Origin of the sequence: Chryseolinea sp. H1M3-3 (assembly GCF_029360725.1) — a bacterium.
Classification (GTDB): Bacteria; Bacteroidota; Bacteroidia; order Cytophagales; family Cyclobacteriaceae; genus Chryseolinea.
The window spans coordinates 363,785-378,769 of the sequence record NZ_JARKMY010000010.1; the positions used below are offsets into that span (position 1 = coordinate 363,785).

At 37.7% G+C, this 14,985-nt stretch carries 11 protein-coding genes and 1 pseudogene; all 12 read left to right on the top strand.

Annotation, left to right across the window (positions count from 1 at the left end):
- The first annotated feature begins 154 nt into the window (after window positions 1-154).
- Window positions 155-991, top strand: a complete 837-nt coding sequence (locus tag P2W71_RS18460; protein WP_276372793.1) for a polysaccharide biosynthesis/export family protein — start codon at window positions 155-157, stop codon at window positions 989-991.
- Window positions 992-1,233: 242 nt separating this feature from the next.
- Window positions 1,234-3,519, top strand: a complete 2,286-nt coding sequence (locus tag P2W71_RS18465; protein WP_276372794.1) for a polysaccharide biosynthesis tyrosine autokinase — start codon at window positions 1,234-1,236, stop codon at window positions 3,517-3,519.
- A gap of 91 nt (window positions 3,520-3,610) precedes the next feature.
- Entirely contained in the window at window positions 3,611-4,987 is a 1,377-nt protein-coding gene (locus P2W71_RS18470; protein ID WP_276372795.1) for an MATE family efflux transporter, read from the top strand.
- A gap of 9 nt (window positions 4,988-4,996) precedes the next feature.
- Window positions 4,997-5,956 carry a methyltransferase domain-containing protein gene (locus P2W71_RS18475; RefSeq protein ID WP_276372796.1) on the top strand — a complete coding sequence of 320 codons (960 nt, stop codon included), beginning with the start codon at window positions 4,997-4,999 and terminating at the stop codon, window positions 5,954-5,956.
- Window positions 5,946-7,211 carry a glycosyltransferase family 4 protein gene (locus tag P2W71_RS18480; protein ID WP_276372797.1) on the top strand — a complete coding sequence of 422 codons (1,266 nt, stop codon included), beginning with the start codon at window positions 5,946-5,948 and terminating at the stop codon, window positions 7,209-7,211. The genes P2W71_RS18475 and P2W71_RS18480 overlap by 11 nt, the downstream gene beginning before the upstream one ends.
- A 121-nt stretch (window positions 7,212-7,332) precedes the next feature.
- A complete protein-coding gene (locus tag P2W71_RS18485) occupies window positions 7,333-8,574 on the top strand; it encodes an O-antigen ligase family protein (RefSeq protein WP_276372798.1) in 1,242 nt (413 codons plus the stop codon).
- Between the two features lie 49 nt (window positions 8,575-8,623).
- A complete protein-coding gene (locus P2W71_RS18490; protein WP_276372799.1) occupies window positions 8,624-9,241 on the top strand; it encodes an acyltransferase in 618 nt (205 codons plus the stop codon).
- Window position 9,242: 1 nt separating this feature from the next.
- A complete protein-coding gene (locus tag P2W71_RS18495; protein ID WP_276372800.1) occupies window positions 9,243-10,421 on the top strand; it encodes a glycosyltransferase family 4 protein in 1,179 nt (392 codons plus the stop codon).
- 41 nt (window positions 10,422-10,462) lie between these two features.
- Window positions 10,463-11,590, top strand: coding sequence for a glycosyltransferase (locus P2W71_RS18500; protein WP_276372801.1), 1,128 nt, complete (start codon window positions 10,463-10,465; stop codon window positions 11,588-11,590).
- 18 nt (window positions 11,591-11,608) lie between these two features.
- Entirely contained in the window at window positions 11,609-12,700 is a 1,092-nt protein-coding gene (locus P2W71_RS18505) for a glycosyltransferase (RefSeq protein ID WP_276372802.1), read from the top strand.
- Window positions 12,701-12,812: 112 nt separating this feature from the next.
- Window positions 12,813-14,483 carry a hypothetical protein gene (locus P2W71_RS18510; RefSeq protein WP_276372803.1) on the top strand — a complete coding sequence of 557 codons (1,671 nt, stop codon included), beginning with the start codon at window positions 12,813-12,815 and terminating at the stop codon, window positions 14,481-14,483.
- 133 nt (window positions 14,484-14,616) lie between these two features.
- Window positions 14,617-14,985, top strand: a pseudogene (locus tag P2W71_RS18515) (asparagine synthetase B); the annotation flags it as partial.

Consider the following 14,985-nt stretch of genomic DNA (forward strand, 5'->3'; position numbering starts at 1 on the left):
CAACATAAGCAATAGGCCAACCGTTACTATATAAGGGCGGCATTGCCGCTTTTAGTGCTAAAAAATAACATAGCCAATTTGGCAACGGAAAAGATACTCCCCACATACGCTCCCAAGACACCGTAGATTTACCTCCATTTTTTTTAAAAGAGGTTTGTTTTTATTTACCTTTAAAAACTCCTATCAAGTTATGGTGCTAGCTCAAATCAAGCCTCGATTAATAATTCTGCTATTATCGGCAAGTCTTTTTACTTTTTGCAGTTCCTGTGTAAATACAAAAAAAGCAATATACTTTAATAACATCCAGGATGCTGAGCTGGTAGTAGATGATGTGCCCTTGGAGCCTTTAATTAGGCCTAATGATCTGCTGAATATTACCGTCAGTAGCTTGAATCCGGAGGCTTCGGAAGTTTTTAACAAACCGAGTATTTCCCAGGCTACATATGCCGGAATAACCCCTACTACCACGCAATCCACTGGATACCTTGTAAGCCAGGAAGGTTTTATTCAGTTCCCAATACTTGGCAATATTAAGGTGGAAGGCTTAACAAAAAAAGCGCTCAAAGATCAGTTAACGAAGACGCTTTTAGATAGAAAATTATTGGTTGATCCTGTAGTAGACATTCGTTATCTCAACTTTCGGGTGGCTGTTATGGGAGAGGTCGCTCACCCAACAGTCGTGACCGTTCCTAGCGAAAAGATCTCTTTGCTTGAAGCATTGGCTTTGGCTGGAGATTTAACAATATACGCGCGTCGTGATAACGTAATGTTGATTCGCGAAAATAATGGCAAACGTATTATTAAGCGCATTGATTTGAACTCAAGCTCCATACTCACCTCGCCTTATTATTATTTGCGATCAAATGATATTGTGTATGTGGAGCCGAACAAGTCGAGAGTGGCAAGTACTGGCCGAGCGACTCAATGGTTGCCGGTTGTTTTTAGTGTTTTGTCCTTCGGAATAATAGCGGTTGACCGGATTAACAGGTAACTTTAAGCTTGCGAAAATTTTCTGGTGCTAGTTAACTGCAAGTGTTAAATTAGATTTATGTGAGTGAGCAAATTGTCCTATGTTGTTCAAAGCAGCATTATCAGCTCATGAGCGTTGTTGATTCTATTCGTGAATGCTTCAAAAAGTGAGTTAGTGAAGGCTAACCGTATGGCCTGTACTATTCCGATGACGAAAATTGTGATATCGGGACGTATGGCAGCCCTCAGTTTTAAAGTACAAATATGAAAACATCAGCGAAGAAAGAGGATAATTTAATTATCATACTAATAAATAAATTCCTCCCCTATTGGCCATTGTTTTTGGTTCTGCTGGTAATTTGTTTGATCGTTGCCAGGGTTTACCTTCAATACACCACACCATTATTCGAGGCTTCGGCCAGTATTCTCATAGATGATGCCAAAAAAGGGTCGGATGAATCTAAACTCAGCGAATCCCTGGATTACCTGTCATCCAAAAAAATAGTTGAAAATGAAATTGAAGTATTGAAATCAAAGTCACTTGTTAAGCAGATAGTAAACAAATTGAATCTATATGCTCCGGTTTTTGAAGAAGGGAAGTTAAAAGCTAAGCTATTGTATGAGAACGGTCCGATCACCGTAGAATATCAGCAAATTGACACATTAACTAAAAAAAGAGAGATTAATTTCAAATACAGTCGGGAGACGCAGGAGGTTATTATCGACGCAAAAGTTTACCCTACAAATGAATGGGTTAAAGTCCAGTCTGACGTATTTAGGTTTACTCCCAATCCAAACTATAAATCATCAGATAAACCCCTGTTTTTTACTATAATGTCTCCCAGAAGCGTTGCGAACCAATTAGCCGGGAGACTAAACGTAGCTTCCGTCAGCAAACTTTCTTCAGTTGTACGGATTAGCATTATGGACCAATCACCTAAAAGAGCAGAAGATATACTGCGCGAACTTTTAAATGGGTATAACAGGCTCTTGACTGACGAGAAAAATGCACTGGCAGCACACACTTCAACCTTTGTAGAAGAAAGGTTAATGGATATAAAACAAGATCTGGATTCGATTGAGCAGAAAATTCAGCAGTATAAATCGTCGAACGGTGCACTCGATATAAGCTCACAGGGCCAACTCTTCTTAGAAAATGTAAGTTCGAATGATCAAAAGCTTTCGGAGATAAACATGCAATTGGCGGTATTAAAACATCTACGGGCTCAATTGCTGTCAAAAAATAATGTGGGTGGAATTGTGCCTTCAACCTTAGGCGTTAGTGACCCTCTCCTGTCACAGTTGCTCAATAAACTTTATGATGCAGAAATGAATTATGAAAAGCTAAAAAAAACGACGGCAGAAAATAATCCTATACTCGTGAGTATTGTAGACGAGATCAATAAAATTAAACCAAGTATCTTAGAAAACATTGACAGTCAAACAAAGAGTTTACAAGCTAGTAAGAACAACTTATATGCAACGAACAACTCTTACTCCACAATCATGGAGGCGATACCGCAAAAAGAAAGGGACCTTGTAGATATTAGCCGGGAGCACAGCACGAAAAGCAACATCTATAATTTCCTTTTACAACGACGTGAGGAAGCTGCACTTTCGTATTCTGGGAATACCCTTACAAATAAAGTAATAGACGAGCCAGAGTCGTCGACCGGTCCGGTTAGTCCTAATCATAAATTGATTTACGCATTCGCGGTTTTTTTTTCATTGGGAGCTGGCGCCGGATTAATCCTGGGAAAGGAGTTGTTAAGCGGAAAGATCTTGTACCGCTATCAGATTGAAAATCTAACCAATTTTCCAGTTGTCAGTGAAATAAGTTATGAAAAGGAAAAAAAAGAACTCGTGATTTCCAACAGGAAAAATGGTGTCATTGCAGAACAGTTCCGGAAATTAAGGGCATCACTTTCTTACATTGGCATTGTCGGTAATAGAAAAAAATTACTCATAACCTCCGCCATTCCCGGAGAAGGAAAAAGTTTTATCTCGGCTAATTTAGGCTTGACCCTCGCATTAGGAGGGAAACGGGTGATCTTGCTGGAACTAGACTTGAGTAACCCTTCACTTAGCAACAAATTAGGAATTCCAAAAAAAGAAGGAATGACCAGCTTTTTAGAAGGTAAAAATAATCTCCAGGATATTATTGTAAGAACGCCGGCCCATAAAAACCTTTTTATTATTCCTTCCGGAACGCTTCCTGAAAACCCAACGGAGCTAATCATGAATGGACGAGTAGAAAAACTTTTTGAGTATCTGGAAGAAAACTTCGATTACATCATCGTTGATACGGCCCCCGTTTGTGCCTTATCAGACGCTTACATTCTATCTCCACTTTGTGATGCTACACTTTACATTGTGCGTCATAATTATACGCCAAAGGCGATTCTGGAGAGATTGGATGAGAATAACAAAATAAATGAATTAAAAAATCTAACGATTTTATTTAACAGCATTCAATCAAGAGGCTTTAGTAAAAACACTTATGGATACGGTTATTCATACAGCTATGCGAATAAAGCCAAACTGACATAGTACAATTGAGCGCGGATTTTGCGCGAACAGGATAAAGTTTCGATCTCTTTGTGATGTCCCTTAAGGTGTGTATTATATTAAACCAATTGTCATGATCGATCAAATTAGGAAACCTTATTCGTTTCTTAAAAACTATATAAATCAAGGGCATTCGCGCAGTGTAAATGCAAAAAAGAATATTCTTCTGTCGTTGGTTGTAAAAGGACTAACCATTGGCGTGAGCTTCCTGGTGGTACCCCTAACGTTATATTATTTGGACACAACCAACTATGGAATTTGGCTTACTTTAACATCATTTGTAAGCTGGCTTAGCTTTTTTGATATAGGTCTTGGTAATGGTTTAAGAAACAGATTTGCAGAAGCGCTATCTAAGGGCGACACAATACTCGCCCGGAGGTATGTGAGTACAACATATGCAATCCTTGGAATCATCATATTAGCTGTATTCATAGTTTTTATTTTTGTGAATCCATACATCAATTGGATATTTGTGTTCAATGCACCACCTGAACTGGCGAAGGACTTGACGACAGTAGTGTTATTTGTATTTACTTTCTTTTGCCTTCAATTTCTTCTTAATCTCATTGGCGTGATACTTACGGCAGATCAGAAAACGGGGTTTAAAGACCTATTAGGATTAATTGCAAGTGTACTTTCGCTTATTGTCGTGTATCTCCTTTCGAAGACTACGCAGAGCTCACTATTACTTTATGGGATTACGTTTTCCGGATCTACGGCACTCGTATATCTTATTGTAAGCATAGTTTTATTTAACAGCAGCTATAAAATGTATGCGCCTCGTTGGAAATTTGTTTCGTTCACGTTTGCAAGGGATCTATTGAATCTGGGGGTACAATTTTTTATCATTCAGATTGTCGGTATAGTTATGTTCTCAACAGACAATATCATTATCTCTCATTTGTTTGGGCCTGCCGAAGTTGGAGCTTACAACATTGCATTCAAATATTTTGGAATGTGTACGATGGCCTTTAGCATTCTCTGTGCACCCTTTTGGTCCGCATATACGGAAGCATATGCCAAAGGTGATTTTGATTGGATCCATAAAATAAATCATAACTTAAAAATTAGCTGGGTATTTCTCGTTTTAGCAAGTGTAATATTGTTAATCATCTCACCCTATTTCTATTCGTTTTGGATTGGTGAAAAACTTACAATTCCATTTGTACTTTCACTTTCAATGTTTGTTTATGTAGTTACGATTAACTGGGGAGCCATCTTTGTTACATTCATTAATGGGGTTGGCAAAATCAGATTACAATTATACATATCGATTATTGCTGGCGTTCTGAATATACCTTTATCGATTTTGTTTGCAAAGACTTTTAATCTTGGACCAGCAGGAATTATTCTAGCAACAACTCTTTGCTTATCGTATGGACCAATCCTGGCTCCCATTCAGTACAAAAGAATAATCAGCAATACAGCAAAGGGAATATGGAACAAATGATAACGTTATATGAATAACAAAAACAATACTTGCCCCCTTTGTAAAGGAACCAACATTTCAAAACTCGAACGGATCCACGTTACAGATTTGAATAATATTTACCTCACCAATTATCAAATAGATACTTCCCATTTGTTTACCTCGGATACGATCGACTTCTGTATGTGTGAAGATTGTGCATTAAAGTTTTTTGAACCGTCGGCGATTGGCGACGAAGGTTTCTATGCTGCACTTCAAAAAATGGATCTTTACTATATGGAGGATAAGGAGGAGTACAACATCGCTGCAAATTATATCCTACCATCGCATGATATTCTGGATGTTGGTTGTGGTAAAGGGGCCTTTTCTAAAAAAGTTTTTTGCAATAGTTTTACCGGACTTGAATATAGCAACAGTGCAAAGAAGATGGGTGATCAGGATGGAGTAAATATCATCAACGAGTCTATCCAGGAGCATTCAATTCATAACAAAGACAAATACCATGCTGTTTGCACATTTCAAGTACTGGAGCATGTTGAAACAAACATCTTGTTTGATTTTATAAAAGCTATGGTTGATTGCATTAAGACGAATGGATTGCTGATCATCAGCGTGCCCAGTGACGACTCCTTCATTTCAAAGGGAGTTAACAGTGCACTTAATATGCCCCCACATCATCAAACACGTTGGCCCGACCGAACACTAAAAGAAATTGCCCAAATATTTAACCTTGATATCGTAGATCTACATCATGATAAACTTGCTGACAGGAATAAGGATGAATATTTATACCTAAACATCAATCATATACTCAGCAGAAATCATCAAATTGTTACCACAACGGTACCCATTATGCAAAAAATAATTCAAAAGGCCTCGGTCAGTGCTGTTCATTTGATGGGTAACAAATTAAAAGACACACTTATTGATCGAATGAAACCTTATGGACACTCGGTAACGGCAGTTTATAAAAAATCGTATGTTGGATAGGCCTATCAAAGTTTTGTGGTTTACAAACACGCCTTCCTTAGCATCTGAGTTTTTGAATGTTCCGTCCATCGGAGGAGGTTGGATATATTCGTTGGAGGAAAAAATCAAAGAGGATCAAAACATTAACCTAGCCATAGCTTTCAAACACGGACAAGAAAAGTTAAACAAATTCACTAAAAAGAATTGCACGTATTACGCTATACCGAATTGTCATTCTAAAATCAAGAGACTGGCACAAAGGCATTTTGCTATCTTAGATGACGACGAGCTTATAGATTATTGCCTTAAGATTATCCACGATTTTAAGCCAGACATTATCAATATTTTTGGCACCGAAGAAGGATTTGGATTGATCGTTGATAAAATCAACTTACCTGTAGTCATTCATTTGCAAGGTATCTTGACCGTTTATAAGTTAAAATGGTTTGCTGCCAAAATAAACAAATTCGATCTGATAAGTTCTTCCGGGTTTAAAAGTCTGTTAACGGCAAACACATTATTTCACTTTTATAATTATTTCAAAAAAACCGCGTACAGAGAACAACAGATTTTTAAGCGTTGCAAATATTTTATGGGACGCACCGATTGGGACCGAAGAATTACGTCGGTATTGTCACCACAGTCAAAGTATTTTACCTGTAACGAAGTATTAAGAAAACCCTTTCGCGAAAATATTTGGAGTAAGAAACCTGGAAGCAAAAAAGTATTGATTTCTACCATTCAAAGTAATGTCTATAAGGGCTTAGAAACAATCTTAGAAACGGCTGTTATTTTGAAAGAAGCAAACCAATTCAACTTCAATTGGATTGTAGCGGGAATATCACCTCAAGATGTTATTGTAAAAATCTTTGAAAGGAAAACAGGATTAAGATTTAACGACTATGATGTGACCTTAGCCGGAAAAGTAGGTGTAGAGGATCTTGTTAAGCTGGAGCTTAACGCAGATATTTTTATTCATCCCTCTCATATCGATAATAGTCCTAACAGTTTATGCGAAGCTATGCTCCTTGGTATGCCCATCGTTGCAACATGCGCGGGTGGTAGCGGGTCGATGTTAATGGACGGAAAAGAAGGAATACTAATACAAGATGGTGATCCATATTCTTTGGCAGGTGCAACGCTGGAATTAATCAAGGATCCTGTTAAGGCCGCGGAATTCGGAAAAAATGCACGCGCACGGGCCATCGTCCGTCATGATTTGGACGTTATCGTTCGGAATGTCGTAGGTATCTATTCGGAAATACTTGGTGGGTAAAGTAGTTCCTCAGATTTAACGTTGGTTATACTCACACACAATTACGGAAAAAATGAACTAGCTGTACAAGATGGTGAATGATACTTTTTCAGCTGTGAATAAATTTGTAAAACAAATATTCATGGTCCTTTATCCGTTTCACCCAATATTGGCCTGGATGATTTATTCTGCTACAAAAAAGCCCATCAACTTTTTTTTAAGCATTTTATTAATTCCGATTGCGATGTATTTCATCATTGACTCCAACAGGAAGTTGCCAAGGTATTTAATCTACTTCATCATCTTTACCCTTTACCATTTATGCAGTGCGTTTATAAATGATACAATTCCGAAGGATACCACCAAGCTGTACTTTATCCTTACTGATCCCAATGTATTGGCTGTCCTCTTTTTTATAGCTGTTGAAAATACAAATTTTGACGGGAGATTTATGGACAAGATGAGTAACCGCATCTTTGTTATTGTGTTAGTCTCTCTTGTAGTAAGTCTTATTCAAATAAAAATACCTACATTTTTTTTTAATACAAATACAGATGAAGACCTACTTTACATTGGAGAAAGTAGAAATTTTTCTATCTACAGTTGGACCGGCTTAAATTCCCTGGGTATTACATTTCCAATTTTGGTTTCCATTTTATTAAGTACGTACGAGTTAAAAAGACCAGCATTGCCTTTGGTGGCTCTTTGTGGAATTGTTGTTTCTTTTTTAACCCGGACCCGATATGTTATGTTATCCATGATCGTGGTGTTATCGCAATTATTCTTTAATACCAAAACTTCTATTAAGAAAAGAGTATCGTTGGTGTTGATGTTTGCAGCGGGTATATTTTTAATTGTGGCAGTGGGTTACAATATGGGATATGATATCAATGAAGTTATAAATACGAGGGTACTTGAGAAGAATTCAGATATGGCCTCGGCAAAAGCGAGAGTTTTATCTTATGAAGTTTTTCTGGTAGTGTTTCCTGATAGCCCTTGGTTTGGGGTTGGGCCTGAAACCAGAAAAGATGTGATTGATCTATTGGGAGGCGAAGCACCTATTATACACGTAGGGTACCTCTCCTATTTGTATTTTTATGGAATAGTAGGTTGCCTTCCACTTTTCCTTGCTGTATTTTTTTTATTAAGAAATGCATGGATGATTGGCAATCGATACAATTTTTGGGGCAGCTACTATGGTTTGTTAGCTTTTTGTGTAGCCAACATTACCATGGTTTATTTTAATTTCAGTGAAATGGGGATCGTCCTTGCCGTAATTTATTTAAGGTACTTCAATCACAAATCCTCATTAATTTTAAATGATCAAATACCTTTGAGGGAAGAGCCTGAAGATAATATTAAAATAGAAATTCAAAATCAATAGTATTATTGTTCAATCTTTTATGCTTCCCCTATTTCTAAAATGTTTGTAGATGAAAAAAAACTTATACACACGACTAACAGAAGATAACGGAAGTTGGTGGATTCATAAGATTGACAACTTTACGATGTCGTGCTACCAATTATATTCAACAACTTTGATGAGGATCATTTCTTTTTTCAGAGGAGTATCGATAGATGTTGGTTGCCGTTTTTTTGGTTTGACTCACTTTCGACGTTTCCCTTCCTCAACTATACACGTTGGTAAAGACTGTGTTTTCAGATCAGATCAAACTTCAAATCTAATTGGTGTCAACCATCCATGTATTCTATCAACGCATTTTGAAAAATCTGAAATAAGGATTGGAGACCATTGCGGGTTCAGTGGCGTTACTATAGGCGCTGCCCGCGAAATAAGAATCGGCAACAATGTTCTATGCGGCGCTAATTGTGTAATTACCGATTTTGACTGGCACCTTGATCTCCGAAACACACCACCTGCACCTGTGATAATTCATGATAATGTTTGGATAGGGCTGAACACGGTAATACTTAAAGGCGTTGAAATAGGAGCGAATTCAGTCATTGGAGCAAACAGCCTGGTGGTTCACAATATTCCCTCAAATGTCATTGCAGCTGGAAATCCCTGCAAAGTAATTAAAGCCCGGTAAAATGAGCATCGTAATCTTTGGCGATCTTTTTACTTTTCCCGAAGGTAGCGCCGCTACTAACAGAGTATACACCTATGCCAAAGGTTTTATTGCAAATGGAATATCTGTTCATGTAATTTGTCTCACTAATGTCGCGGATCCTAAACAAGGGGTTGTTGATAGCATTCATTACTATCATCCCCTCGCACAAGAAACAAGAAGTAAGAATCTCCTAATTCGCCGTTGGAAAAGATTAAAGGAATTTTACGAAACTTATCTTCTGATCAAGAAAATCAATCAGGCAGATAAGATTATAGCGGTTAATAGTTGGAGTAATGCCATTGTTATACACCTCTTTGGATATCTTTTTGCCAGATCGGTTCGTACCAAGTTTATTATTGAATGCAGCGAGCATCCTTTAAGATTTTACCAATCAGGCTTCCTGAAAAAAAAACGCGGGCTCGCTAATTTTTTTATTGAATCATCTATTGCAGACGGGATATTTTGTATATCACATTATTTAATGACCTTCTACACCGAACAACGCATCGATACGCGTAAATTATTTCTCGTACCCAGCACGGTAGATCCTGACAGATTTAATAAAGTTAAAAATAAACCTGTCGACTATGATTATATCGGTTATTTTGGATCATTAACATTTTCAAGAGATAACGTTGATCTGTTAATTGAAGCATTCGCTGAGTTTAGTAAACTACATCCCAACGTCAATCTTATCCTTGGAGGGTTTTGTTCAGAGAGTGAAAGAAATGACATTGAAAAATTAATTTCAACATTGAATATCAAAAGCAGGGTGTTGTTGTTAGATTATTTAACGCGAGAAGAAATTGTACAATATATAGCGCATGCAAATATACTCGTAATGGTTAGAAGTCATGATTTCCAATCACAGGCCTCCTACCCTTCTAAGCTCACTGAATTTCTGGCCAGTGCCAGGCCTGTAATTTCAGTCAATGTCGGCGAGATCCCTTTATATTTGAAAGACGGCGAAAACGCTTTCTTGATTAATCCAGGAAATGCAAAGGAGCTTGTGGAAAAATTAGATTTTGTTTACAGCAATCCACTCATCGCAAAAAGCGTCGGACAAAGGGGAAAACAACTAACAGAAACAATCTTTAACTATAAATACCAGGCGGAAAGAATGATTGGCTTCATCAACCATCTTTCACATGCTGATTAGATTTAAAAACGATGAGTGAGATTTGACACATAAAAAATTTAATGAAAATTTGTTTTTTTGGAGACATAACATGTGCAATTAAAGGTCAGACCATTGGTGGCGGAGAACTTCAGGTATTTTTACTTGCTAAATCTTTAGCATTACATGGACATGAAGTTTTTATTATAGATCCGTACGCAGACGAAGCTTTAAAGACACCCGAGGGAATTAATGTTATTACTGTGCCTAACTGGAATAAAGGCGTAAAAGGTCTTCGAATGTTTCTATATCGGATTCCGGCCTTGTTCAGAACTTTTGCTTTGCTGAATGCCGATTACTACTATGTGAGGATGCGAAGTTATTTGCACCTCATACCATACCTGGTCGCCAAAAGGAAAGGGAGAAAATTCATTCAGGCCATTGCATCGGATATCGATGTCTTGAACGCTAAAGAAAAATTCAAATATTTATACAAATCCAATTTCCATGCACTAAGATTTCTAACGGAAAGTCTACCCAACGATTTGGCGTTTAATTTTCTTGTAAGAAATTCCGATCATGTGATTTTGCAGCATATTGGGCAAAAGTTCGTATCCAAATCCCTAAATCAAGTTGTCTTCTCCAATATTATAGATTTGACCAATCTTCCGGTGAATAATAATCCTTCCAAAGATTATTTTATCTATGTCGGATCCTTAACCATGATAAAAGGTGCCGACAAACTACTCACACTCATCAACAGTATTGATCTCTCCATTAAGGTTTTAATTGTCGGGTCTCCGAAGGGAGTCGAGCCTACAGCTATTTATGAGAAGTTAGGCAAAAAAGAAAATGTGATTCTCAAAGGGCGAAAGAGCCACGCTGAGACACTCGATTTAATTTCAAATGCAAAGGCAATCATCAATACCTCTTATCATGAAGGCTTTCCTAACATTTACTTAGAGGCCTGGGCAATGGGAGTACCCGTCATCTCACTTTCAGTTAACCCTGGCGGTGTTTTTGATCACAATAGATTAGGAGTTTGTTGCAACGGCAACTTACAGAGGATGCAATTGTGCATGCAATCAGATGAGATGAATTCATTTAAAGAAGATGAATTAAAAGCGTACGTTCAAGAATTTCATGATCTAAGAAGTGCGGCCGACAGATTTCTAAATGCTATCTCCACCCACCATCAGGTTGCTGAATAGATTGTTAAACACATATAAATGAAAATCCTTTTTTCCATAGATTCCTTTTCTGCAGGCGGCAAAGAACGCAGATTAATGGAACTGATGAAAGGCTTGAAATTAAATGGAGAGAATGACTTTCAATTAATAATTCTCAGTAACGACATCCATTTCAAAGAAATTCATGATCTCGATATTACAATTCATCATTTAATAAGGACTACAAAAAAAGACGTAACCATCTTCAAAAAAATTTATACGATTTGTCAAAGCTATAAACCAGATCTAGCGCATTGCTGGGATAGTATGTCAGCGGTCTACGTACTGCCCGCGCTTAAACTGTTGCAAATAAAATTTGTCAATGGAATGGTTACAGATGCTCCTGCTAACGCCGGTTCACTTAATAAGTATTGGTTGCGAGCCCGATTAACTTTTCCTTTTTCAGATCTTATTATCGGAAATTCTAATGCTGGTTTAAAAGCATATAATGCACCCAGATCGAAAAGCATTTGCATCTACAACGGATTTAATTTTGACCGATTAAAATCAGTCATTAGCACCAGTGAAATGAGAGCTCAGTTGGGTATTAGATCCAAGTATGTAGTTGGGATGGTTGCTACTTTTTCCGAGTATAAAGACTATGCAACCTATTTTTCTGCATGTCAAATGATCTTAAAAAAACGGGATGATGTGACGTTCCTGGCGATCGGTAATAGGACTGACAGCTGGGAATCGACACAGTTGATCGACACGCAATACATAGATTACTTCCGGCTGTTGGGAAGCAGGTCGGATGTAGAGTCGTTAATAAATTGCATGGACGTTGGTGTCTTAGCAACATTTACTGAAGGCGTCTCTAATGCCATCCTTGAATATATGGCGCTAGGTAAACCCGTTATCGCCACTGCAGGTGGTGGCACGGTCGAGATCATTGAAAATAATAAAACCGGCTTTTTGGTAAACGCTATGGATCCTATAAGCCTTTCTGAAAAAATTGAGTTGCTGTTAACAAATGAAGGTTTAAGACTCCGCATGGGAGAAGCTGGAAAACAAAGGGTTCATACTCACTTTTCGATCCGCAAAATGGTAGACGAATTCCTGCTCAACTATCAAAGAACAATAGCCCAATAGTAGTATTCCTAAACAAAGGATGCGCTTTTGTCATTTGTAAAATATCTTTATCACTTTAATAATTAAAGTGTTATCATTAACCTATATAATCTGATTTTTGGATCAAGCCCTCATGAGCACAAAAAAGAAAATAAGAGTTGGTCTCCTCATTGATGATTTTCTTATTCCATTTTGGGCCTTTAGAATGATTGAAAACATAAGCTCAAGTTCATTCGCAGAAGTTGTTTTGATAGTCAAAAAAAAAAGTTCCAGTAATAAGCGATCATCATTCATTCGAAAAATCCAGAAGAATTATCACTTATTCTTCTACAAGCTTTATAGAAAGATTGAAGACAATCTATTTAAAATTACACCTAATGCGTTTGAGTATAAGGACCTGAAACCACTGATCAAAACATCACAAGTTTTAGAGGTCACTTGCATTGAGAAAAATTTTTCAGATTATATTCAAGAAAATGATATCCGTCAAATTAAAGGGTTGGATGTAGACGTTTTCGTCAGGTTGGGATTCAGAATATTAAGAGGTGAAATTTTGAAGGCATCTAAGTTTGGTGTCTGGTCTTATCATCATGGAGACAATAAAGTAAACCGTGGAGGTCCGGCAGGTTTTTGGGAAGTGTTCGGCCGGAAAAGAGAAATAGGTTCTGTGTTACAGATTTTGACCGAAGATCTGGACGGCGGTAAAGTTCTGTATCGTTCATGGTCAACCGTCCACAGGCTTCTCAATCACAGTTTGAATATTTTTTATTGGAAGACTTCGCTTTTCATTCCCCGAAAGCTTAAAGAATTGTTTGAATCCGGAGAACACGCTTTCAGGCAAAAGTTAACTTCCGAAAACGAAAAATTAGAATTTTATTCTCACCCCCTATTCACCGCTCCACGTAATTCCAAGTTCCTAGTTCTTTTCTTCTCTCATTATTGGGATTGGCTTAAACTCAACGTTTGGAAACTTTTCAATTTTGAGCAATGGATTCTTTTATACGCTTTTAATAAGAGAGGTATTGCGACGTCTGTTTTTACCTACAAAAGACTAATCCCTCCAAGAGACCGTTTTTGGGCGGATCCTTTTGTGATCTATGAAGAAGGTAAGTATTATATTTTTCTTGAAGAGCTGATCTATAAGAAGCAAAAAGGTCATCTCGCAGTAATGGAAATCGATGCAAACGGAAGTTACAAGTTACCCACGGTAATACTTGAAAGGTCTTACCATTTGTCTTACCCTTTTATATTCAAATATGAAGGTGAATACTATATGATACCCGAAAGCACCGAAAACTCAACAATTGAACTTTACCACGCGGTGGGTTTTCCCTTTAAATGGGAGTTTTGTATGAATCTGATGGAAAATGTTAGCGCCGTCGACACAACATTATTTATAAAAGACAATAAATTCTGGCTGTTCACATGCATAAAAGAAATTGAAGGCGCGGCCATGAGTGAAGAACTGTTCCTTTTCTGCGCAAATGAATTGTTTACAAATACCTGGGAGAGCCATCCTCTTAATCCGGTCATTTCGGATGTGAAATATGCAAGACCTGCGGGCCGCATGTTTTATCATAATGGAAAACTATATCGACCTTCTCAGGATTCTTCTTATAAGTATGGCTATTCTACTGTCATTAATGAAGTATTGGTTTTGAATGAACGCGAATATCAGGAGTGTAAGGTCTCGGAAATATCACCCAATTGGGCGACGGATGTTAAAGCGACCCATACCCTATCCTTCGATCAGAATTTAACAGTAATAGACGCTGCAATAAATCGGAAAAAATGGTTTAATTAGCAATGGTTTTTTTCCTCTCAAAAAATTCCAACCAACGTCTCTCTGGAATCTATTAGTGTTATCAAAGTAAAGCTGCGATAAGAGAACATTGATTTCACTTTGTCCCGATGTACAATACGTTTAAATTTAATTTATGTGTGGCCTTACAGGATTTTGTGATTTCAATAGACACCTCACTGAGGAGCATCTTGGTAAGGCAACCGACATATTGAAACACCGAGGTCCCGACAGTGGAAATGCAGTCTTCTTTTCCACTAGCCAAGCCAACATCGGTTTGGGCCACCGCCGCTTATCCATCCTGGATGTATCATCTAATGGAAACCAGCCCATGTATAGCGATGATAAAAGTGTGGTGATCATTTTGAATGGTGAAGTCTACAACTTTAAGGAAATACGAAAAGATCTTATCGCCTTAGGCTATTCTTTTCATTCAGATTCCGACACCGAGGTCATTATTAAGGCGTATCAACAATTCGGAATAGATGCTGTTCATAAGTTCATC